The 25,911-nt window shown below is 71.0% G+C and carries 21 protein-coding genes and 2 tRNA genes (1 of these 23 only partly in view); 9 read left to right on the top strand and 14 right to left on the bottom strand.

Annotated elements, in window-relative coordinates:
- From MFF64_RS24005 to MFF64_RS23995, 3 genes are all read right to left on the bottom strand, one after another.
- Positions 1-60: transfer RNA gene (locus MFF64_RS24005), tRNA-Lys, on the bottom strand; it reaches 116 nt to the left of the window's first position.
- Between the two features lie 103 nt (positions 61-163).
- Positions 164-239 (bottom strand) — tRNA-Lys (locus MFF64_RS24000).
- 127 nt (positions 240-366) lie between these two features.
- Positions 367-1,938, bottom strand: coding sequence for a 2-isopropylmalate synthase (locus tag MFF64_RS23995; protein WP_099902077.1), 1,572 nt, complete (start codon positions 1,936-1,938; stop codon positions 367-369).
- 384 nt (positions 1,939-2,322) lie between these two features.
- Here MFF64_RS23995 and MFF64_RS23990 point away from each other — a divergent pair, with 384 nt between their 5' ends.
- Entirely contained in the window at positions 2,323-2,652 is a 330-nt protein-coding gene (locus MFF64_RS23990) for a hypothetical protein (RefSeq protein ID WP_238192610.1), read from the top strand.
- A 6-nt stretch (positions 2,653-2,658) separates the two neighbouring features.
- On the opposite strand, the gene MFF64_RS23985 is transcribed toward MFF64_RS23990, so the two are convergent.
- On the bottom strand, positions 2,659-3,969 hold the full coding sequence (locus MFF64_RS23985) for a PLP-dependent transferase (protein ID WP_165795687.1): 1,311 nt from the start codon (positions 3,967-3,969) through the stop codon (positions 2,659-2,661).
- A gap of 164 nt (positions 3,970-4,133) precedes the next feature.
- Between MFF64_RS23985 and MFF64_RS23980 the strand changes: the two genes are divergently transcribed.
- Both MFF64_RS23980 and MFF64_RS23975 read left to right on the top strand, forming a co-directional pair.
- Positions 4,134-4,328: an Rmf/CrpP family protein gene (locus tag MFF64_RS23980; RefSeq protein WP_099902222.1), complete on the top strand. Its 195-nt coding sequence runs from the start codon at positions 4,134-4,136 to the stop codon at positions 4,326-4,328.
- 8 nt (positions 4,329-4,336) lie between these two features.
- The gene (locus MFF64_RS23975; RefSeq protein ID WP_238192609.1) at positions 4,337-5,653 is read left to right on the top strand and encodes an MFS transporter; all 1,317 of its coding nucleotides are present in this window, start codon (positions 4,337-4,339) and stop codon (positions 5,651-5,653) included.
- 123 nt (positions 5,654-5,776) lie between these two features.
- Here the strand turns inward: MFF64_RS23975 and MFF64_RS23970 are convergent, their stop codons facing one another.
- A complete protein-coding gene (locus MFF64_RS23970; RefSeq protein WP_099899639.1) occupies positions 5,777-6,778 on the bottom strand; it encodes an SDR family oxidoreductase in 1,002 nt (333 codons plus the stop codon).
- A 268-nt stretch (positions 6,779-7,046) separates the two neighbouring features.
- On the opposite strand from MFF64_RS23970, the gene MFF64_RS23965 reads away from it, so the two are divergent.
- The 5 genes from MFF64_RS23965 (at position 7,047) to MFF64_RS23945 (ending at position 14,744) form a co-directional block, all read left to right on the top strand.
- Positions 7,047-10,049, top strand: a complete 3,003-nt coding sequence (locus MFF64_RS23965) for a response regulator (protein WP_099899637.1) — start codon at positions 7,047-7,049, stop codon at positions 10,047-10,049.
- A gap of 200 nt (positions 10,050-10,249) precedes the next feature.
- Positions 10,250-12,019 (top strand): hypothetical protein, encoded by a 1,770-nt coding sequence (locus MFF64_RS23960; protein ID WP_238192608.1) that lies wholly within the window; start codon positions 10,250-10,252, stop codon positions 12,017-12,019.
- 23 nt (positions 12,020-12,042) lie between these two features.
- A complete protein-coding gene (locus MFF64_RS23955; RefSeq protein ID WP_099899635.1) occupies positions 12,043-12,609 on the top strand; it encodes a histidine phosphatase family protein in 567 nt (188 codons plus the stop codon).
- A gap of 124 nt (positions 12,610-12,733) precedes the next feature.
- Positions 12,734-13,804, top strand: a complete 1,071-nt coding sequence (locus tag MFF64_RS23950) for a patatin-like phospholipase family protein (protein WP_099899633.1) — start codon at positions 12,734-12,736, stop codon at positions 13,802-13,804.
- 235 nt (positions 13,805-14,039) lie between these two features.
- Positions 14,040-14,744 carry a transposase gene (locus MFF64_RS23945; RefSeq protein WP_238192607.1) on the top strand — a complete coding sequence of 235 codons (705 nt, stop codon included), beginning with the start codon at positions 14,040-14,042 and terminating at the stop codon, positions 14,742-14,744.
- Positions 14,745-15,594: 850 nt separating this feature from the next.
- Here the strand turns inward: MFF64_RS23945 and MFF64_RS23940 are convergent.
- From MFF64_RS23940 to MFF64_RS23910, 7 genes are all read right to left on the bottom strand, one after another.
- Complete coding sequence (locus tag MFF64_RS23940) at positions 15,595-16,458, bottom strand: alpha/beta fold hydrolase (RefSeq protein ID WP_238192606.1); 864 nt, start codon at positions 16,456-16,458, stop codon at positions 15,595-15,597.
- A gap of 104 nt (positions 16,459-16,562) precedes the next feature.
- Positions 16,563-17,231, bottom strand: a complete 669-nt coding sequence (locus MFF64_RS23935; protein WP_238192605.1) for a YoaK family protein — start codon at positions 17,229-17,231, stop codon at positions 16,563-16,565.
- A 31-nt stretch (positions 17,232-17,262) separates the two neighbouring features.
- Entirely contained in the window at positions 17,263-18,666 is a 1,404-nt protein-coding gene (locus tag MFF64_RS23930; RefSeq protein ID WP_438823093.1) for an alginate export family protein, read from the bottom strand.
- Positions 18,663-19,562, bottom strand: coding sequence for a glyoxalase (locus MFF64_RS23925; RefSeq protein ID WP_238192604.1), 900 nt, complete (start codon positions 19,560-19,562; stop codon positions 18,663-18,665). The genes MFF64_RS23930 and MFF64_RS23925 overlap by 4 nt, the downstream gene beginning before the upstream one ends.
- Before the next feature lie 98 nt (positions 19,563-19,660).
- Complete coding sequence (locus tag MFF64_RS23920) at positions 19,661-21,550, bottom strand: amidohydrolase (protein ID WP_238192603.1); 1,890 nt, start codon at positions 21,548-21,550, stop codon at positions 19,661-19,663.
- A gap of 45 nt (positions 21,551-21,595) precedes the next feature.
- Entirely contained in the window at positions 21,596-21,829 is a 234-nt protein-coding gene (locus MFF64_RS23915; protein ID WP_238192602.1) for a DUF1427 family protein, read from the bottom strand.
- A gap of 33 nt (positions 21,830-21,862) precedes the next feature.
- Positions 21,863-22,513, bottom strand: coding sequence for a hydrolase (locus MFF64_RS23910; RefSeq protein ID WP_238192624.1), 651 nt, complete (start codon positions 22,511-22,513; stop codon positions 21,863-21,865).
- Between the two features lie 302 nt (positions 22,514-22,815).
- Between MFF64_RS23910 and MFF64_RS23905 the strand changes: the two genes are divergently transcribed.
- Complete coding sequence (locus MFF64_RS23905) at positions 22,816-24,015, top strand: adenylate/guanylate cyclase domain-containing protein (protein ID WP_238192601.1); 1,200 nt, start codon at positions 22,816-22,818, stop codon at positions 24,013-24,015.
- A gap of 35 nt (positions 24,016-24,050) precedes the next feature.
- On the opposite strand, the gene MFF64_RS23900 is transcribed toward MFF64_RS23905, so the two are convergent.
- Positions 24,051-24,851, bottom strand: a complete 801-nt coding sequence (locus tag MFF64_RS23900; protein ID WP_273557170.1) for an alpha/beta fold hydrolase — start codon at positions 24,849-24,851, stop codon at positions 24,051-24,053.
- Positions 24,781-25,899, bottom strand: coding sequence for an alkene reductase (locus MFF64_RS23895; protein ID WP_238192599.1), 1,119 nt, complete (start codon positions 25,897-25,899; stop codon positions 24,781-24,783). Before MFF64_RS23895 ends, MFF64_RS23900 begins: the two co-directional genes overlap by 71 nt.
- Positions 25,900-25,911: the final 12 nt, after the last annotated feature.

Raw genomic sequence — 25,911 nt, 5'->3', positions numbered from 1 at the left:
GCTCGAACCTAGGACCCGCTGATTAAGAGTCAGCTGCTCTACCAACTGAGCTATGCGCCCGTCGCTCGCGAGAGCGAAAGGGGAACGGCCACCAACCGCTCCTGTGGTGCCGGCGACCCGAAGGGCTCCGGTTCAAGTTACCGCGAAAGTAACTTGGGGGTTTTGGTGGGCGCACTAGGGCTCGAACCTAGGACCCGCTGATTAAGAGTCAGCTGCTCTACCAACTGAGCTATGCGCCCGCGCTCACAAGAGCGCCCCGGGGAAGCCACCAAACCGCCCCGGCGGTGAGGGTCGTTTAATGGGCCGGCGGGGGGCTGTCCAGTCCCGATCCCGCCGGACCATCGATTTTTTGCCGGCTCGCGCCGCTCACTCCGCCGCGGCGTGCTGGGCGTGCAGGCGGCTGGCGCCCGCCATCAGCTTGTTCAGCGCGGCGAGATAGGCCTTGGCCGAGGCGACCAGGGTGTCCGGGTCGGCGCCGCGGGCGGTGACGATGCGGTCGTCCTGGCGCAGGCGCACCGAGACCTCGGCCTGGGCGTCGCTGCCCCCGGTCACCGCGTGGACGTCGTAGAGCTCCAGGGAGGCCTCGTGCGGTACCAGGGCCTGAATGGCGTTGAACACCGCGTCGACCGGGCCGTTGCCGTCGACCTCCTCGGTGACGGTGCGGCCCTCGATGGCGAGCTTCATCGTTGCCCGCTGCGGGCCGCGGGTGCCGGCGACCACCGTCAGCGAGACGAGCCGGATGCGGTCGTGCGCGGTGGCCAGGTTCTCGTCGACCAGGGCCTCGATGTCCTCGTCGTAGACGTGCTTCTTGCGGTCGGCCAGCGCCTTGAACCGCTCGAACGCGTCCTGGAACTGGTTGTCGGACAACCGGTAGCCCATGTCGTCGAGCTTCGAGCGGAAGGCGGCCCGGCCCGAATGCTTGCCCATCACCAGCGAGGTCTTGTGCACGCCGACCGATTCCGGCGTCATGATCTCGTAGGTGGTCTGGTTCTTCAGCATCCCGTCCTGGTGGATGCCGCTCTCGTGGGCGAAGGCGTTCCGGCCGACGATCGCCTTGTTGTACTGCACCGGGAAGTGGGTGGCGCCGGCCACCAGCTTCGAGGCGCGCACGAGCTGGGTGGTGTCGATGCCCGTCGCATAGGGCAGCACATCGGCGCGGGTCTTGATCGCCATCACGATCTCCTCCAGCGCCGCGTTGCCGGCCCGCTCGCCGATGCCGTTGATGGTGCACTCGACCTGCCGCGCGCCGCCCTCGATGCCGGCGAGCGAGTTCGCCACCGCCAACCCTAAATCGTTGTGGCAATGGACGGAAAAGACCGCCTTGTCCGAGTTCGGCACCCGCTCGCGCACCGCGCGGAACATCGCCCGGTACTCCTCGGGCGTGGCGTAGCCGACCGTGTCGGGCAGGTTGATGGTGGTGGCGCCGACCCGGATCGCCGCCTCGACGCAGCGGCACAGGTAGTCGATCGGCGTGCGGGTCGCGTCCATCGCCGACCACTCGACGTCCTCGACGAGGTCGCGGGCCTGCGCCACCGTCTTCAGGATGATCTCCAGGACCTCGTCCTCGGTCTTGCGCATCTGGTGGGCCAGATGGATCGGGGAGGTCGACACGAAGGTGTGGATGCGCCCGCGACGCGCGAACTTCACTGCCTCGCCAGCCCGGGTGATGTCGGCCGGGATGGCGCGAGCCAGGCCCGCGATCACCGCCGACTTCGACCGGCGGGCGATCTCCGCCACCGCCTCGAAATCGCCGTTGGAGGCGATCGGGAAGCCGGCCTCGATGATGTCGACACCCATCGTGTCGAGCATCTCGGCCACCGCCAGCTTCTCCTCCAGCGTCATGGTGGCGCCGGGGCACTGCTCGCCGTCGCGCAGGGTGGTGTCGAAGATCAGCACGCGCTCGGACGAGGAGGCGGTGCGGGCAGACGTGTCGGTCATGGTCTGGAATCCTGGTTCGCCCGGGATCAGAGGTCGCGCGGGCGCGGCATGTCAGAAGGTGTCTCGGTCCTCAGATCCCCCAAGGGCCCAGGCGCGCGCCCGGACGGCCCTCAGGGGCTGGTAAGGAGGAGAAGGCCGCCGAGGAGGAGCGCGCGCGACCGCGCCGCCGAGAGGGCGGTCGTCGGAAGCGTCAGCGGGGAGCCGGCATGAGCCACGGCTCGCGTCTCCTGAAGGGTGATGAGCCCGGTGCGAGGGCAGCCTATGTATCGGTCTGCGGGCGCGATGACAAGCCGCGGCGGACGCGGCGTCGTCCCATGATTGACCGGCCCTTCCGTGCTTGCCACAAGCTTGGCCGCACGTGCTCATCCAGGTTGGAGCCTCCCCGTGTCGTATTGGAAGCCCGGGCTCGCCCTCGCGGCCCTCCTCGCCCTCGCCGCCTGCCAGTCGAAGCCGGCCGCCCCACCCGCCGCCGCGCTCGGTCCGGTCGCCGCGCTCCCCGCCGGGGCGCTGCCCCCAGGCACCGGCTGCGGCCCGGCCATCGCCCGCACGCAGGCCGTCGTCGACAGCGACGTCGCCACCGGCAACCTCAACGCCCCGGTCGGCAAGCGCTTCTCGGCCGACCTCGCCAACGCTTCCAGCGCCTGCGCGGCCGGCCGGGACGGCGAGGCCCTGCGTCTCCTCGCAGCGGCGAAGGCCCGCTACGGTTACCCGTAGGACGCCTTAAAGAAGCGTCCCGCGCGACGCCTGCGCGAGGTCGGCGACCAGGTCGTCGGCCTCTTCCAGGCCGGCATTGAAGCGGAACATCGCGCCTTTCGGCAGAGATTCCTTGGATGAACTCGCCGGGTCGCGGCGCGGATGGACCGGCAGCACCAGCGAGACGTGGCCGCCCCAGCTCTCGGCGACGCGAAACAAGAGCAGAGCATCGACGAAGGCGTGGACCCGCTCCGCCGGGAGCGCCCCGTCGAACGCGACCGTGAACAGGCTGTTGCCGGCGCCGAAATACTGCCGGAAGCGGACGTGGTAGGGGCTCCCCTCGCGGGCCGGGCTCAGGATCCCGGCCGTGAAGGGCTGGCTCTCGAACCATGCCATCAGCGCCGCGGCGGTGGCCGCGTGCCGCTCCAGGCGGGTTTCCGCGCTGTCGACCCGGTGGAACAGGCGGGTGCAGGTCTGGGGCGAGACCGCGCCGTGGCCAGTGACTCGGAGCTGTCGGCGCAGGCGGGCGATGTCGCCCTCGTCGCGCGCGACCACGATGCCGCTCGGCGTGTCGCCGTAGCCGCCCTCGTATTTCGTCGTCGCCTGGACCGCGATCGCGATGCCGTGGTCGAGCGGCCGGAAGCGTACGTGGCTCGCCCAGGTATTGTCCATCACGGTGCGGATACCCGCCCGCCTCGCCTCCTCGACGATGCCGGCGATGTCCGGGATCTCGAACGTGCCGCTCGCCGGCGCCTCGAGATAGACCATCGTGTCGGCGGGCGCGAAACGCCGGCCCGCCTCCCGGATGAGGGCGCCGACCTCCTCCCCCGAGGCGCCGGCCGGGTACGTCAGGAGTTCGGCCCGGCCGGTCTCGGACAGGTAGCGCCAGGCCGGGAAGTAGAGGCCGTCGGGGATCAGCACGGCCTTCGGGGCGAAGGCGTCGAGCGCGATCGCGATCGCCGCGAGGCCGGAGGCGCAGACGATCGCGCCGGCGCCCCCGTGCAGCCGAGCGAACTTCGCGCAGACCGCGTCGGCCTCCGGCGACTGGACGACGCCGTACTCGGCGCCGCCCCAAGGCGCGCGGCCCATCGCGTCGGCTTGCTCATAGTCGCCGAGAGTATCGAAGCCGACGCTGCTCTGGCCGAGCGAGCCGAGATCGGAGAAGGCCCGGGCGTGCCCGAGGCCGCGCGGGTTGAGGTGGCCTCTGGCCGCCGCGAGGTCGACGATCGGCGCGTGGATCCGGCGCGTCGCCGCCCGGCACCCGGTGAGGAAGGCCGCGCGCCGCTCGGCCTTGGTGCCGACCTCACACGATGACGGGGCGGGCGGGGAATGCGGCACGGCGGCGACTCCTTCTCGGGCGGGATCACGCCCTATAGGCCCGTCCCGCGCCGCCGGCCACGCGCGACGGCGCTCGCAGCGGCCGCGCACTAGACGCCGCAGGGGGACGGGTTGCTGGCCGCGCCCTAGATGCTGCGCAACGCCCGACAGGAGCCCGACCCCGGATGCAATCCCCGCCCGACAATCTCGACGCCCACGCCCTCGGCCGCGCCGCCCCCGAAAAAGGCCTCGCCCGGGAGGCATGCCCCTATGCCGAGGGGACGGAGGCCCGGGAGCGCTGGCTTGCCGGCTACGACGCCGCCGTGGCTGAGGGAGCCGAGCCGGTGACCGGCGGCCTCAAGCGCGAACCGGGCCGCTGACCTTCGGGATGGACGCACGCAATCCTGTCCGCGCCGGCCTCGACCGCAAGGCAGTCGGCGCCGTGGTGCTCGGCAACGCCCTCGAATTCTACGACTTCACCGTCTACGCCTTCTTCGCCAAGGCGATCGGCGAGGCGTTCTTCCCCGCCTCCGACACGAGCCACAGCCTGCTCGCCTCCCTCGCCCTGTTCGGCGTCGGCTACGTCATGCGGCCGATCGGCGGCGCCCTGATCGGGGCGCTGGCCGACCGGGCCGGGCGCAAGCCCGCCATGCTGGTCACCATCGCGCTGATGGCGCTCGGCATGCTGATGCTCGCCGCCTGTCCGGGCACCGCGCAGATCGGAGGATGGGCACAAGGGGTCGTCATCGTCGGCCGGCTGATCCAGGGCCTGGCGCTCGGCGGCGAGGTCGGACCCTCGACCGCCTACCTGCTCGAGGCGGCGCCGCCGAAGCACCGCGGCTTCGTCACCAGCTGGCAGATCGCCAGCCAGGGCTGCGCGGCCCTGTTCGCCGGCCTGCTGGCGACGGGCCTGGCGCTCGTCGTCGGCGACGCCGCCATGGCGGAATGGGGCTGGCGGGTGATGTTCCTGGTCGGCCTCGCCGTCGTGCCGGTCGGCCTCGTCATCCGCAGCCACCTGCCGGAGACCGGGGGCATCGAGGCGGATCCGGACGCCTCGGCCTCGACCGGGGCGGTGATCGCCCGGTTGCTGCGCGAGCACGGCCGCCTGCTCGGGCTGACCTTCCTGGCCGTCGCCGCCTCGACGGTCTCGAACGCGGTCGGCACCAACATGCCGGTCTATGCCGGCGCGACCCTGGGCCTGTCCGAGACCGTCGCGACCGCGGTGCCGATCGCGCTGGGCCTCGCCTCGGTGGCCTTCCCGCTGCTCGGGGGGTTCCTCGCCGACCGCTACGGCCGGCGGCCGGTGATGATCTGGCCCCGCGCCCTGATCCTGCTCCTGGCGGTCCCGGCCTTCGCCTGGCTCCTGCGGGCGCCGGGGCCGCTGGCCGTCTACGCCGTGACCTTCCTGCTCTCGGCCCTGTCCTCGATCAACGCGGCGGCGATCATCGTGGGCATCCCGGAATCACTGCCGCGCGCGGTGCGCAGCTCCGGCCTCGCCATCGTCTACGCCCTGTCGGTCTCGGTGTTCGGCGGCAGCACCAACTACGTCATCAACTGGCTGATCTCGGCTACCGGCGACCGGATGGCGCCGGCCTACTACCTCGCCGCCTTCAGCCTGATCGGCACGGTGGCGGCGTGGAGGCTGCCGGAGACGCGGGGGCGGGATCTCGACGCGGGGGAGGGGGTTCGACCGCGGGCGGGGTGAGCTCGCGGGATCATCGTCGATGTCACTGGCCGAATTGACACCTCCGGGTCATTCCGGTCTCCGCTGCGTGGCCCCGGACTCACAGGGCGATTCTCAGTTCCGTCGAGGCTCTCGACCAGACCCTCACAACCGCCGCCGCCCGCCCGCGAGGCCGCCGAGCAGCAGGGCCGCCGTCGCGGCCAGCCCCGCGGCGACGCCGGCGCTCGCCAGCGGGTGCAGGCTCGCCCGGGTATAAGCGCTGGTACGCATGACGTAAGTCGGCGGGTCGCCGCGCTCCTCGCCGGCTCGTGCCGGGGCGTGGAGGGCGCCCGCCGGGTCGCGGGGCGGCTCCGCGCGCTTCTGCAGGGCGATGATCGCGGGGGCGAGCTCGTCATAGGCGCCGGGGGCGAATTCCTTGCCCATCACGAACAGCTTGCCGCCGCCGCCGACGAAGATGTCGCGCTGCGGATGCACCGCAGCGTGCAGGATGGCGTTGGCGACTTCCTCCGGCGGGTAGATCGGCGGCGGCAGCGTCGGCTGGCGGTCCATGTAGTTGCGCGCCCGGTTCGGCAGCGGCGTGTCGACGGAGGCGGGCTTGACCAGCGTCACCGAGACCGGGGCGCCCTCGGCGATCAGCTCCATGCGCAGCGTATCGGTGAAGCCCTTCACCGCGTGTTTGGAGGCGGCGTAGAGGCCCTGAAACGGGAAGGCGAGGTCGGAGGCGATGCTGCCGACATTGATCAGCGCACCGCCGCGCCGGCGCAGATGCTCGGCGGCGACCAGGGAGCCGTTCACCGTGCCCCAGAAATTGGTGCGGATGAGCCGCTCGTGGTCGTCCTGGGTGATCTCGCGCAGGGGCCCGTAGACGGTGAGCCCCGCGACGTTGACCCAGGTATCGAAGCCGCCGAACGTCGCGACCGCCCTGTCGGCGATCGCCTCGACCTGCGCCCGGTCGCCCACATCCGCCGTGACGGCGACCGCGCGGGCGCCGAACTCCTCGGCCAGCCGGGCGAGCACGTCGCCGCTGCGGGCGGCCAGCACCACCCGGGCGCCGTTCTCGGCGGCCATGCGGGCGGTGGCAAGGCCGATGCCGCTCGACGCGCCCGTGACCACGATGACCTGCTCGCGCAGCGGCTTGTGTCGCATCGTCGTCCTCCTCGTTCCGGCGACCCCGGGGTGACGTGCGAGGCGGGACAATGTTTCACCCTGTGCGGCTTTCGCGCACCCGTCCGGCATCCGGAGCCGGGCCGGTCGCGTCGCGCTCGCGCCAAGTTTCGGCCCGAGCCCCGGCTCCGGTCGCGCAATGCGCCTCAAGAAATCTCCGCCGCAGCGTTGCCGGCACGGGGCGATGCCGGGAGTCGCGAGTTTCATGAGGGACACGCGGATCCCGCCGGGGGCGCGAGAGCAAGGTGACATGAGCAGCAAGACCGCCTCCACGCATCGCTGGCGCTTCCTCGCCCCCGGCCGGCGCCTGCCGGGTTCGCCGCTGGCCTTCCTCCTCCTCGTCGTCGCGGTCGCGGCCGGCGGCTGGAACTACGTCGCGGGGGCCCGCAGCCGGGCCGAGGCCGAGCGGCTCGGACGTGTGATGGTCCTGAGCGAGCACGTGCTCTCGAGCATGAAGGACCTCGAGACCGGTCAGCGCGGCTACGTCCTGACCGGCCGCGAGGATTACCTCGAACCCTACGAGGCGGCGCTCATCCGGATCGACGGCGAGCTCTCCGCCCTCGACGCGGTGACGCTCGACCGGACCCTGCGGGAGCGGCGCCGGAGCGTGATCGCGGCCGAGATGGATTACGCCGCCCGGGTCGTCGCCGCGCGCCGGGCGGGCGGCCAGGACGCCGCCTTGGCGCTGATCCAGACCGGGGAGGGCAAGCGCGTCATGGACGCGGTGCGCGACCTGACGCGGGAGGTCCAGGACCGGGCGGCCACCGACCTGCGCCGCCTCGCCGAGGCCGATGCCTTGCGCTCGCCGCTCCTGCCCCTCGTCACGCTCGCCGCCGCGCTCGCGGCGGTCGGCCTGCTGGCGCGCCTCGCCCTGGTGCGCCGCCGCGAGAGCCAGCGCATGGCCGACCTGCTGGAGAGCGTCCTGGAGAACGCACCCGTCGGTCTGGGCTTCCTCGACCGCGACCTCAACCTCCAGCACATGAACCGGGCGCTCGGCAACATGAGCGAGCGCGGCTTCGGCGCCGATCTCGGCGCGCCGATCTGGGCGCTCCTGCCCTCCTTGCGCGACGCGCTCGGGCCGAAGCTCGCGGCGGCGCGCGACAGCGGGCTCGTCACCGCCAATGTCGAGGTCGGGGTGCCGGCCCCGAGCGCGCCGGGTGGGATCCGCCACTTCGAGGCGAGCTTCTTCCCCTTGCGCCGCCGCGGCCGCGGCCCTGAGGGCGAGCGGGCCGACGGCGTCGGCATCGTCATGGACGACGTGACCCTCGCCAAGCTCGCCGAGCGCCGCCTGGTCGACAGCGAGGAGCGGTTCCGCTCCCTCACCGAGGCCACCTCGGCCATCGTCTGGACCACCACGCCGGACGGGGCCTTCCGGCAGGTCACCTCGGAATGGACCCGCTTCACCGGCCAGACGCCCGCCGAGGCCGCGGGCCAAGGCTTCCTGGAGGCGGTCCATCCCGACGACCGCGAGGCGACGCGGGACGCCTGGGAACGGGCGGTCGCGTCGCGCACGCTCTACGCCATCGAGCACCGCCTGCGCCGCCAAGACGGCGTCTGGCGCCACATGGAGGGGCGCGGGGTTCCGATCCTGGAGGAGGACGGGCGCGTGCGCGAATGGGTCGGCGCGCATGCCGACGTCACCGCCCGCAAGGAGGCCGAACTGCAGCTCGAGGCGGCCAAGGAGGCGGCCGAGGAGGCCAACCGCGCCAAGAGCCAGTTCCTCGCCAACATGAGCCACGAATTGCGCACGCCGCTCTCGGCGGTGATCGGCTACGCGGAGATGCTGCAGGAGGAGATGGAGGAACTCGGCGAGGAGAGCCTGCTCGCCGACATGCGCAAGATCGAGGCGAATGCCCGTCACCTGCTCGGCCTCATCAACGACGTGCTCGACCTCTCGAAGATCGAGGCCGAGCGGATGGAGGTCTACGCCGAGGATCTCGACGTCGCCGAGACGGTCCGGGAGGTCGCCACCACGGTCGACGCCCTGGTGGTCAAGAAGGGCAATACCCTGAGCCTGACCCTCGGCGACGGCCTCGGGCGCGCGCATACCGACGCGACGAAGCTCCGGCAGTGCCTGATCAACCTGCTCAGCAACGCCGCCAAGTTCACCGAGGGCGGCACCATCACGCTCACCGCGGAGCGGGAGCACCGGGAGGGTGGCGACCGGCTGCGCTTCATCGTCGCCGATACCGGCATCGGCATGAGCGAGGAGCAGCAGGCCCGGCTGTTCCAGCGCTTCACCCAGGCGGATGCCTCGACCACCCGCCGCTTCGGCGGCACGGGGCTGGGGCTCGCCATCACCCGCGCCTTCGCGCAGATGCTCGGCGGCGAGATCTCCGTCGAGAGCCGGCTCGGAGAGGGCACCACCTTCACCCTGGAACTGCCGGCGCTCTACGAGGAGCGTGACCCGGCCGAGCCCGCCGGCCAGATCGTGCCCGAGGTGTCGACCGCCGGGGGGCCTCGGCCCGACACCGGCTCCAACCTCGTCCTCGTCGTCGACGATGACCCGGCGACCCGCGACCTCCTCGCCCGCTTCCTGCGCCGGGACGGGTTCACGGTCGCGACCGCCCCGGACGGCCGCGCCGGCCTGGAGCAGGCGCGGCTTCTGCGCCCCCGCGTCGTCCTCCTCGACGTGACGATGCCGCGCATGGATGGCTGGGCGGTGCTGCGCGCACTGCGCGCCGATCCCGATTTCGGCGCGACGCCGGTCATCATGGTGACGGTGCTCGACGAGCAGAACCTCGCCTTCTCGCTCGGCGCCACCGACTACCTGCACAAGCCGGTCGAGTGGGGCGCGTTGAAGGACGCGATGGAGCGCTTCCGGCCCGCCATCCACGAGGGGCCGGTGCTGGTGGTCGACGACGACCCGGACGTGCGCGAGCGCATGACGACCATGCTGACCCGCGAGGGCTGGCGGGTGGCGAGCGCCGAGAACGGCCTGGCCGGCCTGGAGGCCGTCGGCGTGCGCAAGCCGGGGCTGATCCTCCTCGACCTGATGATGCCGGAGCTGGACGGGTTCGGCTTCCTGCGCGCCCTGCGCGACCGGCCGGACTGGCGCGACATCCCGGTCGTCGTCCTGACCGCCAAGGACGTCACCGCGGAGGACCGCCGCCGCCTCGCCGGCCAGGCCGACCGCATCCTGCCGAAGGCGGGCCTCGGCATGGCCGACCTGGCGGCGACCCTGCGCGGGCTGATGAGCCCGGGTGTGGCGAGTGAGGCGGCGGACGCGCCGGATCGGGCGGCGGCGCCGTGAGGGTGCTGTGACCGGTCGGCGGACGATATGGCGTTCTCTCTGGCCAGAACTCCAAAACGGCAAACAGGAGAATCGCGCGGCCAAACAGGCGTTATCCCATCCACGACCTCAGGATGAGGTCGTGGATGGGATTCGCTTGGGAGACAATCGGGCAGTCTCCCGGACTTCTGCAACTCTCGACCCCGAGGCGTGTTTCGCTCATGCTCGTCTACGGCGACGTTCGACGCCAGGCCGATTCCCGCGACGAGGTCGCCCGCCTCCAGGAGGCCGTCGAGGCAGCAGGCGGGCTCAGGCCCGGCCTCGCACGCCACGCCGCGCTCGTGGGCGCGCTGATCGCTGCGGGCGAACTCGTGCAGGGTGTGGCGGATGCGGCGTTCCGGGAGACCGGCCGGGACGCGCATGACGGTGCGACGGCGCGGCTGACTGGGGTGCTGGTGCGGCTCGCCGGTGCCGTCTGGGCGTCGTGGCGGAGCGGATTTGCGGCGGGTGCGATCCCGGACCGGGCCGAGATCGCGCGGGCCTGCGCCGGGCTGGCCTCTACTCCCCTGGAAATCCGCCTGCCCGAGGGTTTCGCCTTCTACGCCGTCTATCCGGAGGCTTACGCGACCGCGGCCGCTGCCTCCGGGTTCGATGCTGGCGCGACGGTGATCGGCCTGCGCAGCATCGGGACGAGCCTCGGCGCGATGGTCGCGGCCGGCCTCGACGGCGATCTGGTGACCGTCCGGCCGACCGGCCACCCGTTCCGGCGCGAGCTGCGCCTGTCGGACGCTCTGCGCGACCGGTTCGACCCGACCCGCGATGTCGCCATCGCCGACGAGGGGCCGGGGCTGTCGGGCAGCTCCTTCGGGGCGGTGCTCGGCATGCTCGAAAGCCGAGGGATCCCGGCGGATCGCGTCGCGCTGTTCCCGAGCCATGCCGGGGCGCCGGGGCACCAGGCGGCCGAGGAGACCCGCCGGCGTTACGGCCAGGCCCGGCGCCACGTCCTGACCTTCGACGACCTCGTTCTCCGGGCGGAGCGGCCGGAGCACCGGCTGGAGGCCTGGCTCGCCCCGCTCGTCGGGCCGCTCACCGCGCCGCTCGAGGAGATCTCGGGGGGCGCCTGGCGGCGGCACCGCTCCGACGACCGCGCCGCCTGGCCGCCGGCCAACCCGATGCAGGAGCGCCGCAAGTTCCTGGCGCGGACCACGCATGGGACCTGGCTCGCCAAGTTCGTCGGCCTCGGGGCGGAGGGCGAGCGGAAGGTCGGGCGTGCCCGGGCGCTGCACGCGGCCGGGTTCACCCCGGAGGTGGCCGGGTTCCGCCATGGCTTCCTGGTGGAACGCTGGATCGAGGCGGCGACGCCGCTCGACCGCACCCGCCTCGATCCCCTCCGCCTCGCCGAACGGGTCGGTGACTATCTCGGGTTTCGCGCCACGTCCTTCGCCTGCGGTCCCGGACGCGGCGCCTCCCTTCACGCTTTGTGGGAGATGGCGCGCCACAACGCGGCCGAGGCTCTGGGCGACGCGGCGGCGCGGGCCGTCGACGGCTGGCGCGCCGCGCTCCCGGCCTTCGCCGCGGGGATGCAGCCGGTCGAGACCGACAACCGTGTGCACCCTTGGGAATGGCTCGTCCTGCGCGACGGCACGATCCTGAAGACCGACGCGGTCGACCACCACGCCGCCCACGACCTCGTCGGCTGCCAGGACATCGCCTGGGACGTCGCGGGAGCCGCCATCGAGTTCGGGCTGGAGGGCGCGGCCGGGCGGCACCTGAGCGCGGTCGTCGCCCGGCGGACCGGCCGGGCGCCGGATCCGGATCTCGTCGCCTGGCTGGAGATCGCCTACGCCGCGTTCCAGCTCGGTGCGGCGACGATGGCCGGCCATTCCGCCGATGCGGAGGAGCAAGCGCGGCTCCAGGCCGAGGCCGAGCGCTACCGCCGCCATCTCGCGGCGCGGCTCCGCGTCGCGAGCCCAGATGCAAGCCCGAGCTAAGGACGCGCCCTACCTTCCCCGCCATGATCCTGCTTCGCCACGGCCAGAGCCAGTTCAACCTCCACCACCACGCCACGGGTGTCGATCCCGGCATCGTCGACGCGCCCCTGACGCCGCTCGGCCACGAGCAGGCGGAGGCCGCCTCCCGCGCCCTGGCGGGGGAGGGGTTGCGGCGCATCCTGTGCTCGCCGCTCACCCGCGCGCTCCAGACCGCCGCCCCGGTCGCCGCCCGCCTGGATCTGCCCATCCTGGTCACGCCGGCGGTGCGGGAGCGCCGGGGGGCGAGCTGCGACATCGGCACCTGCCGGACCGACCTCGCCCGCGCCTGGCCGGATCTCGATCTGAGCCACATGGACGAGGTCTGGTGGCGCGAGGCCGACGACGAGGAGGACCACGAGCCGGATCACCTCTTCGCGGCGCGCACCGCCGCCTTCGGGGCCGGGATGGCCGAGGATCCGGATTGGGCCCACACCCTGGTCGTGTGCCACTGGGGGTTCATCATGGCGGTCACCGGCTGCAGCCTTGCCAACGGCGAGTGGGTCCGCTGCCGGATGGACGAGGCCGGGCGGCTGGTGGCGGTCGATCGTTAACCTGGGTCAAGGCGGTGAGGCGCCCGTTCCCGCATCCGCCACGCGGGCCGGGAACCGCGGCGGCGCATCGGGGATGATGCCGGTGCGGGCAGGGCCCGCCTCGGACGCCTCTCACCCGGACAGCATGACCGAATCCCCCTCACCCGACCGATCGGCCCCGCCCCAGGACGCACGCCCTGATGCGCGGCCGCGCGACATCGCCCTCGTGCTGGCCGGGGGCAATGCCCTCGGGGCCTATCACGCCGGCGGCTACGAGATGCTGCAGGCGCGCGGGATCCAGCCTGGCTGGATCGTCGGCGCCTCGATCGGCGCGGTCACGGCGGCCATCATCGCCGGCAACGCGCCGGAGCACCGGGTCGAGCGGCTGCGGCAATTCTGGGACGAGGCGACCCAGCACACCGCGCCGAGCGCCACCGACCTCCTCAAGCCGCGCCAGGTCTATAACGGCCTGCACGCCCTCCTGACCCTGGCCTGGGGCCGCCCCAACATCTTCCGGCACCGCCTGCCCGGCCTGTGGTCGGCGCTGCCGTGGGTGCCGAACGACGTGGCCCTGTTCGACCACTCGCCCCTGCTGAACACCCTGACGCGCCTCGTCGACTTCGAGCGGCTGAACCGGGGCGACATCCGCGTCACGATCGGGTGCGTCGACGTCACCACCGGCGAGGAGATCTACTTCGACACCGCGCACCAGATCGTGCGTCCCGAGCACATCCTGGCGTCGACCGCGATCATCCCGGCCTTCGCGCCGGTGGAAGTGGACGGACGGCTGCTCTGCGATGCCGGCTATACCAACAACCTGCCCCTCGATCCGGTCTTCGCCGCCGAGCCGCCGCGGGACCTCCTCTGCATCGCCCTCGACCTGTTCGGGCTCCGGGCGCCCCGCCCGGGCTCCCTCGACGCCGTCCTGGAGCGGGCGAACGACCTGATCTTCGCCAGCGCCGGCCGCCGGGCCATCGCGAGCCTGGAGCGCGAATACGCCTTGCGCCAGCAGCTCGACCCGCACGGGCCGGCGGTCACGCTCCTGCACCTCGTCTACCGGGCCGAGGCGGACCAGCTCGCGGCCAAGAGCTTCGACTTCTCGCCCTCCTCGATCCGCGACCGCTGGCAGGCGGGCAGCCGCGACGCAGGCCACGGCGCCGACTGGCTCGCCGGCCACGCGCCGGGCGACCGACGCTTCGCCTATGCCAGGCTTTAGTGTACTGACGCATTCAAAGGATTCACAAGAGGCGTGAGGCGTGAGGCGTGCGAGTCTGAGAGCCATGCCTTTTAAGGTTCAGTTCTCGTCATTATATCCCTGCAATGTCTGAAGCATTGCAGGGGTCCGATCCACTCTGGTCTGCCGTCATCGAACGGTTTGAGAAGTATGCGCCGACGAGCCTGATGGCCCGCACGGTGCTGGACACGCGCTGCCGGCCGGCTGGATCGACGAGGTGTTCGAGCAGCATCGACAGTGGCAGTACACGCGGGAGTTGCAGTTCTCCACCGTCATCAGGCTGATGATGCTTGTGGCGCTCGGCCTGCGCTCGTCCCTGCATGCGGCAGCCCGCGAAGCCGAAGACCTGACCGTCTCGCTTCCCGCCCTCTACGACAAGGTCAACCGCACCGAACCCGCGCTGCTGCGCGCCTTCGTGCGCGGCAGCGCGGCTCGACTGGCGCCGGTCATGACCCCGGCAGGAACCGGCCATCCGACCCTGCCGGGGTTTGCGATGCGCGTGCTGGACGGCAACCACCTGCCCGGCAGCGAGAAGCGTCTGAAGCCTCTGCGTGCGCATCGCGGCGCCGCCCTACCGGGGCTGACCCTGGTCGTCTACGATCCTGACACCGGCCTGGCCGTCGACCTGGTGGCAGCCGAAGAGGCCTATGCCGACGAGCGGACGCTGGCCCGGGCTCTCCTGGACGCTGCCGCGCCCGGCCAGGTCTGGGTCGCCGACCGGCACTTCTGTGTCCGGACCTGGCTGGAGGGTCTGGTCGCGGCGGGCAGCCACTTCGTGGTGCGCCAGCACGGCAATCATCCCCGCCTGGGCGCGCAGGGGGAGTGGCAGGCGTGCGGCTCCTGTGAGACTGGCACGTTGCGCGAGCAGAGCATCACCCTGGAGGGGAGCCAGATCCCTGGCGGCGCATCGCGCTCAGCCTGACGACGCCGACGACGGAAGGTGATCGGAGGATCTGGCTGTGGAGCGACCTGCCTCCGAGCGTCAGCGCGGCACAGATCGCGCAGGTGTATCGGCGGCGCTGGCGGATCGAGGGCCTGTTCCTGCGCCTGGAGCGGGTGCTGCACAGCGAGGTCGGCCGCCTGGGTCGCCCGCGGGCCGCGTTGCTGGGGTTTGCGTCTGCGGTTCAGCCCTTCGGCGTGTTACCCGGCGGTCCCCGTCCCGCATGGCTAGCGGTGGAGGCTCGGGGCTCGTAGGGAGCGTGGCTCTTTCTTTAAGCTGAGAAGAAGCTCTGCGCTACATCGTGCAGGCGGAGGACGGTTTTAGTTGGTATGTTCCGTTCGCCTCAGACACAACATCAGCGTGTCGTAGCCCATTTCCCACTTGGCCGCGCGATGCGGGTTTCCGCCACGCCAGAGACCAGAGTCGGTAGGCAGCCCGGACCCTGATACCCGGCGTGCGGCGTCCGTTCGGCCGACGGCGGCATGATCCGCAGAGCGCGGTCACCACTGTGGAACGAGCTGCAGCTCGTGGGGTGCGCCTGAAGCGGCATGTTGGCAGAAGTCGCGTGGTCAGACGTGCCAAGTTTCAGGCACTTGGCGGGGCGTGGATGGGCGCGACTTCGTCGATTTGCTCCCCGACCGCCATCCGGCGGTGCTCGCCTTGGCGTCGCTTTCGGACAATGAAGTGGCAGTGATCGCCCGCTACGGCCTAAGCTATTCCTATATTAGGAGGCTTCGATCGCATCCTCCGGCACGCTGCAGCACGATAATGCTCTGGCCCAGTCCGAGCTTGCCTCGTGCCGTCACTAAGGCCGTCTAACGGCGTGGCAGCTTTACTTCTCCCAGCCCGCCAGAAAATCGAGGAGCAGTTGGTTGACCTCCTCGGGCTGCTCTTCGTGGGGGAGGTGGCCGCAGCGCGCGATTGCCGCGGTGCGCAGGTCGCTCGCCATCTCGGCCCACACGGCCGCCATGTCGAAGGTCTTGCCGACGGCGCCGAAATCGGCGCCCCACAGCGACAGCACCGGGCAGGCGATCTTCACATCGGCGTCGACGAGATCTTGCGCCGTGTCCTCCTGGTTGGCGCGGTAATCCGCCATTGCGCCACGCACGGCCCCGGGCGCCTTGTAGGCGGCGACGTATGCATCGAAGTCAGGGCCTGAGATGGCATGCGGGTTGAAGCACCAGTCCGAGAAGAAGTGGCGTAGCCAAATGTCTTCGCGGCCCGCGATCAGCGCCTCTGGTAGGTCGGGCACGAGATGGAACAGGAAGAACCAGTAGGCACGGGCGACCTGAGCGTTCATGCTGCGTGCCACGATTCGGGTCGGCACGTTGTCCATCACGACCAGGCGGTCGAGGCGACCAGGATGGTCCTTGGCGAATCGCGTGGCGACGCGGGCACCACGGTCATGCCCAACGAGGGCGATTCTGTCGATCCCGAGAGCGTCGAGGAGGGCGACGATGTCCTGCGCCATCGTACGCTTGTCGTACCCACTCGCCGGCTTGTCGGTCTCGCCGTAGCCCCGTAGATCTGGTGCGATGACGCGGTAGTGTCGGCTGAGCGGCGGGATCTGGTAGCGCCAGGCGTAGCTCGTTTCCGGGAAGCCGTGCAGCAGCACGACGGGGGGGCCCGACCCAGCCTCGAGGTAGTGCTGCCGGATGCCGTTTGCCCGGATGGTGTGATGCGTGATCGACGTCATGCTCCGTCCCTCTTTATATTTCGCAGCGTGCAGCCAGCATGGCACGGCACAGGCTGCGGTCTTTCAGAATTGCCCGGTGTTTTAGACGTATCGCCGGCGCTGGATCACGTAGCCTTTGCTGAAGCGGGATCCGTGGCGGCGACGAGGATCAGCGCAGGGGCGAGGGCGAGAGCTGCGAGCCCCACGAGGTAGTAGAGCAGAGCCGCAAGCCCGCAGCCGAGAGCGAAGGCCGCGACGGCGGCGCTCATTCGAGCGATCCGGCTCCTTGCCGCGTGCTCGGCGGGTACGCCCCGCAAGAGGTCCGCGAGATCGATCATGATCTGCGTCGTCGTCCCGGTCATCAGGGTCGAGGGCGGAGCCTCAGGCAGATGCGCCCGGTGCGCAGCGTTCTGGACCGCCATCGCGGCGACCAGCACCATGCCGGTAAGGAGCGCCGCCGGACGATCGGCATCAGCGAAGGGTCCGAGAGCCACAGCGAGGACCGCTCCGAGGAACAAGAAGGTGCATTGGGCGGCGAGCAGCACACGCAGGGCCGGCCGGCCCGTCTCGTCCAGGCGGCGGCTCGCCAGGCGGGTCAGGAGAACTGCGATGCAGAAGACCGGCAGCACCAGAAGCTTCGCCCAGGCACCGGTGGCGCCGTGCACCATCGCGGCGCCGAAGGTCACGAAGTTGCCGGTGACGTGGGCGGTGAACAGGCCCTGGAGGGCGAGGAAGCCGAGCGTGTCGACGTAGCCGCCGACGAAGCTCAGGATCTGGGCGAGGGACGGGCGCATGGAAGGGTGATCCGTTCGAGGGGAGGGCGCGTCACCACGCATAGCGAAGTTCGACGCCGAGATAGGTGCCGTCCTTTCCCCCGGCCCGGCGGATCGTATCGCCGGCGGCAAAGCGGACCGCCTCGACCGCACCGGTGAGGCCGGGAGCGAAGACGTAATCCGCCCGCAGCTGGCCGTAGGCGCCGCTCCACAGATGCCCGCGCCCGGCCGTGCCCGGCACCGGGTTGCTCGGCTGGACGTAGATCGCGTCGGACGTGGTCTGGCGCCATTGCAGCCCCAGAGCCGCGCTGACCGCGAGGCCGGCGGCCGGGCGCACGGTCAGCGACGGCTTGAGGTGGAGAAGGTTGGCATAGCTCGTGTAACCCGCCAGCGTGAAGTAGTAGCCGTTCGGGAAGAGCGGGTTGAAGGTGCCGAGGACGCCATCGTCGCGGCGGCGGTCGCCCGACGCGGCGTCGCCCTGGAGGCCGAGGCGCGGCAGCCAGGGGAGATCCGCGAGCGTGTAGCCGACGCGGCTGCCGACGGCCCAGGCGGCGATGTCGTCGCGGCCGACGCGGCCGAACTGGCCCATCGCCTCGAGGTCCCAGTCGAACCCGCCGGCGCTGCCCGCATAGCGGATGTCAAGGACGTGGCGCCTCTCGTTGCCGGTGGCGTCGAGGAAGCGGGCGCCGTCGCGCTCGTAGAGGCCCCAATAGGCCGAGAGTTCCTGATCGCCGAAGACCTTGCGCTCGACCCGCAGGGTGCTGAAAGCGAAGGCCTTCGTGGAGATGTCGTCGAAGGGCTCGACGAAGCGGTACTGCACCGGCTGGCTGATGAAGCCGAGCACCCGCCACGGCCCGGATTCCCAGTCGGCCCAGAGCGCGTCGAAGGACTGGCGCACGTTCGGCCCGTCGCGCGAGGACACGAAGCGCTGCAGGTCGAAGGCGAAGTCCTGCCGCCCGGCCCGCGCCTTGAAGGTTCCAGCCTCAGCCGTCCGGCTGTAGGACAGGAAGGCGAGGCGCAGGTCGAGGATGTTCTCGTCGACTGAGGTGATGACGCGTTTGCCGGGCGCCCGCACGTCCTCGATCTGCGCGAAGATCTGCCAGTTCTCGTTCAGGCGCGCGTCGAGGTGGATCTGCAGGCGCTGCAGCAGGTAGGCGTCGCCCCGCGGCCCGCCGATGCCGAAGGCGGGCGTGCGGTTGCTCTCGAACCGCTCGCGCAGGGTCAGGCCGAGCGACAGGTAGCTCTTCGGGTCGGCCGCGAAGAGCGGGATGTATTTCAGGTCGTCGAAAGGCTGGGTGCGCTTGGCCGGGTCGGCGAGCCCCGACCAGTCCTCGGCCCAGCGGTTCGTCTTCGTCGCCGGACGGGTGACCGCGTCGGACGTCGCATCCTCGGCGCGCGCGCCCGCGCCGAGGAGCACGCAGAGCGCGACGACCACGCCCGGCCGTATGCCGCTCACTGTGCCGCTGCGCCGGATGCGTGGATCTCCGCGACGTAGCCGCCGGGGAAGCGCACCATCGCGGCATTCCGGTCGCCGGCGGAGTACGGCGCGACCAGCACGCTCGCGCCGGAGGCCTGCGCCTTGGCGAGGGTGTCGGCGAGGTCGGCGACCTCGTAGCCGGTGGTCTCGTGGCCGTAGGGGTAGGGCAGGTGGCCGTCGGTCACCAGCACGGTCAGGCGACCGAACTCCGAGGTCAGGCGCAGGCGCCGGTAGGTGTCGCCCGGCCGGCCGATCTCGACGCCGGGAGCCCTGGGCTCGTCCGAGACCACGCGTCCTTGCGAGAAGCGGCGAAATCCCCCGACGAAAGCCTCGACGCTGTCGGGCGAGACGTAGACGCGGTTCTCCGGCACCGTTGCGAAGGGCGCGTAGTCGGGTTTCGTGGTGTGCCAGTAGAGCTGCATGTTGACGCCGCCCGGCCACTGAATGACGGCGTCGCGGCCGATCGGGTCCGGGAAGGTCTGGACGATCACTGCGGCCCCGGCGGCGCGGGCGGCCGCCACCGCCGCATCGATGTCGGTGACGAGGTAGCCGGTGCGCTCGGCTCCGAAGGGGTAGGGGATCGGCGTCTTGAAGCCGAACAGCGAGACGGTGCCGACCGGGGTCTGGATCAGCTGCGAGGTGGTGCTCGACGGCGTCGGCGTGACGGTCGCGACGACCTGCTTGGTGCTCTTGCCGCCGAAGGTGGCGGTGAAGCTCGCGACGAAGCGGTCGACGTCCTCGGGGGCGACGTAGACGTGGGTGGTGTCGTATTGCGGAGCGACGGCAACCTTGTGATCGTGCGCGGCGTCCCGGGCCTCTGCCTGTCCGGCGAGGAGAGCGGCCGCCAGGAGGAAGGCGGCGAAGGTACGCGTCATCTGGGGCTCCAAGCTGTTGGCCGTAGACAGTATTTTCGCGAGTTGTGAGGGGCGTCCTGAACCCTCCCCTCTGCGGGGGAGGATGACGGTGCTGGTCCTCACACCGCCCAGCAGGCGCAGCCCAGCGCGCCCCAGAAGCTCTTCAGGTCCGAGACCGGCGCCTGCGACGACCAAGCGGTGGCGTGGGCGTGGCCGTGCAATCCGCACGACATGGCGCAGCCGCAGGACGCGCTCGCCTCCCGTGCCACCACCGCCTCCGCCCGCACCGGGCGCTCGCCCCAGGCGCCGTAGCCCTTGAAGGTGCGCACCGGCGACCAGTCCGGCATCGCCGGCGGTGGAGGAGTGTCGTCGAGGGCCGCGAAGTGGCCTGCGGCGTACACCACCTTGCCGCCCACCACCGTCAGGTCGCTCACCGTGTCGGCGATCTCGGCCTCGGCGCAGGCCAGTACGTCGCGGTCCGGGACGATCAGGTCGGCGAGCTGGCCCACCTCGATGCGCCCCTTCCTGCCCTCCTCGTTCGAGAACCAGGTCACGTTCTCGGTCCACATCCGCAACGCCGTCTCGCGGTCGAGGCAGTTGCGGCGGGGCGTGAGCTGCATCCCGCCGACGGTGCGGCCGGTGACGAGCCAGGAGATCGCGATCCAGGGATTGTAGGAGGCGACCCGCGTCGCGTCGGTGCCGGCCGAGACCGGCACGCCCTTCTCCAGCATCCGCGCCACCGGCGGGGTCGCGGCGGCGGCGCCGTGGCCGTAGCGCTCGACGAAGTATTCGCCCTGGTAGGCCATCCGGTGCTGGATCGCGATGCCGCCGCCGAGCGCGGCGATACGGTCGATCGAGGCCTCCGAGATCGTCTCGGCGTGGTCGAAGAACCAGTTCAGGCCCTGGAGCGGGATGTCCTGGTTGACGCGCTCGAACACGTCGAGGGCGCGGGAGATCGTCTCGTCGTAGGTGGCGTGCAGACGCCAGGGCCAGCGGTTCTCGGCCAGCACCCGCACCACGCCTTCGAGCTCGCCCTCCATCTCGGGCGCCATGTCGGGCCGGGGCTGGCGGAAATCCTCGAAGTCGGCGGCGGAGAAGACCAGCATCTCGCCGGCACCGTTGTGGCGGAAGTAGTCGTCGCCCTGCTTGTAGCGGGACGATTTCGTCCAGGCGAGGAAGTCCTCCTTCTCGGCCTTCGGCTTCTGGGTGAACAGGTTGTAGGCGAGCCGCACGGTGAGCTGGCCGGCTTCGGCGAGTGTCTGGACGACCCGGTAGTCCTCTGGATAGTTCTGGAACCCGCCGCCGGCATCGATCGCGCCGGTCACGCCGAGCCGGTTGAGTTCGCGCATGAAGTGGCGGGTCGAGTTGACCTGGTACTCGAAGGGGAGCTTCGGCCCCTTGGCGAGGGTGGCATAGAGGATCGCGGCGTTGGGCTTGGCGAGGAGCAGCCCGGTCGGGTTGCCGGCGGCATCGCGCAGGATCGCGCCGCCGGGCGGCTCGGGCGTATCCCTGGTGTAGCCGACGGCCCGCAAAGCTGCGCCGTTGAGGAGCGCCCGGTCGTAGAGGTGGAGCAGGAAGACCGGCGTGTCGGGGGCGACGGCGTTCAACTCCTCGAGCGTCGGCAGGCGCTTCTCGGCGAACTGGTGCTCGGTGAAGCCGCCGACGACCCGTACCCATTGCGGCGGCGGCGTCACCGCTACCTGTCGCTTGAGCATCGCCATCGCGTCGGCGAGCGAGCGCACGCCGTCCCAGCGCAGCTCCATGTTGAAGTTGAGCCCGCCACGGATCAGGTGCAGGTGGTTGTCGATGAGGCCGGGCAGCACCCGCCGGCCCTTGAGGTCGACCACCCGCGTCTGCGGGCCGGCGAGCGCCATGACCTCACGGTCGGACCCGACCGCCGTGAAGGCGCCGTCCGTCATCGCGACCGCCGAGGCGGCAGGATTGCTCGGATCGAGCGTGGTGACGAGGCCGCCGCGCAGGATGAGGTCGGGGTAAGCCACAGCGCTCAATCGAAGTTCCTCGGTCGGACGTGAAGGGGAACCGCCAGCCTTGAGTCAGGCCGGCGGGTGTCTCGGAGCCTCCCGCTCGACCGCGAAGCTCTTGCGGTGGAGCAGGCTCGACAGGACGGCCGGGTGGCCGCGCCAGTAGGAGACGGCCATCTCGCCGGCCAGGATGCCAAGGAGGCCGACGAGGGCGATGATCGGCGGCGCAGGCGACTTCACGCCGATCAGCCCGTAGGCGACGCCGACCGCGAGGCCGGCGCCGAGGGAGAGGAGGTACGGCAGCATCGCGCGCGCCGGCTTGATTCGATGACCTTGGACTCAGTGGCCTTCGGACGCGCCGAACATCGACTTGGCGTAGATGATGCCGAGCCCGTAGGCGCCGCCGTACTTCTTGGCGATGCCGGTGGTCATCTCGTAGGTCTCGGTGCGGGCCCAGTCGCGCTGCAGCTCGAGCATGTATTGCAGCGAGGTCATCGGCTGCACGCCGGCCTGGATCATCCGCTGCATGGCGCGCTCATGCGCCTCGTCCGAGACATCGCCGCACGCATCCGCGATGACGTAGACCTCATAACCCTGGTCGAGGGCCGAGAGGGTCGGGCCGACGATGCAGACCGAGGTCCACAGGCCGGCGAAAACCAGGCGGTCCTTGCCGATCTCCGACACCCGGGCCACCACGGCGGCATCCTCCCAGGTGTTCATCGAGGTGCGGTCGAGGAGCTTCTCCTCCGGGAAGGCCGAGGTGATCTCCTCGAACATCGGCCCGGAAAAGCTCTTCTCGGCCACCGTCGTCAGCACCGTCGACACGCCGAATCCGGCGGCTGCCCGCGAGACCAGGGCGACGTTGTTGCGCAGGGTCACGGCGTCGATGGACTTCGTCGCGAAGGACATCTGCGACTGGAAGTCGATCATGATCAGCGTGTGATCGTGCGGCGAGACGAGGCGCTTTCCGGGCGTCGGCGTCGCTTTGATGGCCATGATTCGGGCTCCTTGCGCTCGTGCGGGCGGACGGTGATCGTTGCGCCACCGCTCTCGGGTCGGTGGCGGTGCCCGGTTTCTAGTCCCGGCGCGGACACGCGGATTGGAGGCTTTGCGTGCGGCTTGGACGAATGCGCTGTCGCGGCGACACAACGAGGCGCTGCGGGGAAGCGCGGCCCGGGCGCGGTCCCCCGGACCGACACGACGCCGTGAGAATCGACAAGACCCGAGGCCGCTTACCGCCCGATCCTTCGGTCGCGCCCGCCGCCCCGGCGGGCGGGCCGACCGGGAGCGCCATGATCGAGCATCACGACACGGGCGAGGCACCCGCGCCCGGCCTGCGCGACGCGCTGCTGCGCTGGTTGCTGCACGATGCGGTGGACGAGCGCTTCCTCGACGACGTCTTCGCGGGCTTCTGCGACCGGCTGCGCCGCGACGGCGTCGCGGTGGCGCATGCCACGCTGCACCTGCGCACCAACCATCCGCAATGGCTCGGCATCGAGATCCTGTGGCGGAAGGACTGCCACGGGCCGCGCTCGCGCAACCTCGATTACGGGCTGTTCGAGACGGTGGGGTTTCGCGGCAGCCCGGCGGCGCGGATCCTCGCCGGTGCCGAGATGGCACGCCATCGCCGGGGCGAGACGGGCGGGGAGGCGCATCCGGAAGTCGCCGGACTGATGGCCGTGGAGGGACTGACCGACCTCGCCGCATGGCCGATGCGCTATACGCTGGGCCGGCGGCACGTGGCCTCCTTCGCGAGCGACCGGCCGGGCGGGTTCACGCAGGCCGAGATCACCCTCCTGACGGACCTTCTTCCGGCGCTGGCCGTCGTCACCGAGGTGCGCCACCGGAACCGCCTGACGCGCCTCCTGCTGGACACCTATGTCGGGCCGCATGCGGGCGAGATGATCCTGAACGGCGCGACGCGGCGAGGCAGCGGCGTCACCGTCGAGGCGGCGATCATGGTGGTCGACCTGCGCGGCTTCACCCGGATCTCCGAGCTGTGGCCGCGCGACGACGTGATCGCGCTCCTCAACGACTATTTCGACGCGGTGTGCTGCCCGGTGGAGCGCAACGGCGGCGAGATCCTGAAGTTCATGGGCGACGGCCTGCTGGCGATCTTTCCCCTCGACCAGCCCGATGCGGGCGGCGCGACCCTGCGGGCCGCCGACGAGGCCCGTCGGGCGATGCGCGACCTCAACCGGCTCCGCGCGGACCGAGGTCTCGACCCTCTCGGCTACGGGATCGGAGTCCATGCGGGCGCGGTGATGTACGGCAACATCGGCTCGCGCACCCGGCTCGACTTCACCGTCATTGGCCCGGCCGTCAACGTCGCCGCCCGGCTGGAGGGGCTGACGAAGGCGCTCGACGCCGACGTGCTGGTCTCGGGCGCCTTCGCGGCGCTCCTCGACGCGCCGACGGCGCTGGCGTGCCTCGGGAGCTTCCCGCTGCGCGGCGTCGGCGAGCCGCTGGAGGTCTACCGGCTCGCCGAATAAGAGATCCCGGCGCGTGACAAGCCGCGCCGGCGCCGTCAACCCTCGATGAAGGCCAGGAGGTCGGCGTTGAGGCGGTCGGCGTGGGTCGTCGCGGTGGCGTGGGGCGCACCCGGATAGACCTTGAGCATCGCGCCGCGGATCATCTCGGCGGCGAGCTTGCCCGTCGACTCGAACGGCACGACCTGATCGGCATCGCCGTGGACCACCAGGGTCGGTATGTCGATCTTCTGCATGTCGGGCCGGAAGTCGGTTTCGGCGAAGGCCGTGGCGCAGTCGACCGTGGCCTTGATCGAGGCCATGAGGGCGATCTGCAGCGTCTGCTTGAAGACGCCTTGCGAGACGCTCATGCCCTTGTTGGTGCCGTAGAAGATCGGGTTGAAATCGTCGAGAAACTGCGCCCGGTCCTTGACGATGCCGGCCTTCAGGGCATCGAAGAAGGACTTGTCCGGCCCGTCATGGTCAGCGGTCTTGCCGAAGATCGGCGTGATGGCGCTGACGAGCGCGAGCTTGGCGACCCGTCCAGAGCCATGCCGGGCGATATAGCGGGTCACGTCGCCGCCGCCCATCGAGAAGCCGACCAGCACGACGTCCCGCAGGTCCAGAGCCTCGATCAGTGCCGCGATGTCGTCGGCCATCGTGTCGTAGTCGTAGCCGCCCCATGGCTGGCCCGACCGGCCGAAGCCACGCCGGTCGAACGCCACCGTGCGGTATCGGGTAGCGGGATCGCCGGCCGCAGCCCCGGGGCGGTCCGCACACCGGATCGCGTCATCGTGTGCGGCTCGCCTGTCCGGCGGCGAGCGTCGGATAGTCGGTGTAGCCGGCTTCGTCGCCGCCATAGACGCCGATCGAACGCGGGGCATTGTAGGGACCGCCGGCGCGGATGCGGGCGGGCAGATCGGGATTGGCCAGGAACGGGCGCCCGAACGCGACGGCGTCGGCCTCGCCCTCCGCCACGATCGCGGCGGCGCGCTCCGGGGTGAGGCCGCCATTGACGATCAGCGGGCCCGGGTAGAGCGGGCGAAACAGCGCCAGCATCCGGTCGTAGTCGGGGGCCCCGGTCCAGGCGTTGGTGTCCGCGAGGTGCAGGTAGGCGAGGCCGGCCCCGGCGAGCCAGAACGCCAACGAGCCGTAGGTATCGGCGGGATCCGGATCGCGGACGTCGTTGTAGGTGGCAAAGGGCGAGAGCCGGAGACCGACGCGATCCGGCGGCAACTCGTCCGTCACCGCCGCGACCACCTCCCGCAGGAAAAGCGCGCGCCCCTGCGCATCGCCGCCATACGCGTCGGTGCGCCGGTTGGTTGTAGGCGAGAGGAATTGCGGTATCAGGTAGCCGTTGGCGCCGTGGATCTCCACGCCGTCGAAACCGGCCTCGCGGGCATGGACGGCTGCGACGCGGTAGGCCTCGACCGTCGCGGTAATCTCAGACGCCGTCATGGCACGGGAATGCGTCGCCGCGATCCGCACATAGGCGCCGTTGGCCAGAAGCCCCCAGACCTGCAGCGCGCCGAGGTCGTCGTTCACGCCCGACGGAGACAGGGGCTCGTGGCCGCCGAGCAGGCCTCGCGCGCTCGCCCGGCCGCCGTGCCAGAGCTGCGCCACGATGAGGCCGCCCTCCGCGTGCACCGCCTCGACGACCGGCCGCCAGCCGTCGACCTGGGCGCGCGTCCACAGGCCCGGCGCACGGTCGAAGGCGTTCGACATAGGTTCGACGTTCACGCCCTCGGAGACGATCAATCCGGCACCGGCCCGCGTGGCGTAGTACCGCGCGGCCGAGGCGTTGATGACGCCCTGTGCGTCGGCGCGCGAGCGCGTCATCGGGGCCATGACGATGCGGTTCGCGAGCGTGAAGCCGCCGAGGCGGACGGGGTCGAACAAGTCTGCCATCGCATCTTTCCT

It is taken from the genome of Methylobacterium frigidaeris, assembly GCF_022179185.1.
In the GTDB taxonomy this organism is placed as follows: Bacteria; Pseudomonadota; Alphaproteobacteria; order Rhizobiales; family Beijerinckiaceae; genus Methylobacterium; species Methylobacterium frigidaeris.
Note: the sequence above shows the minus strand (reverse complement) of the source record. Positions and strands in the feature narration are given on the sequence as shown.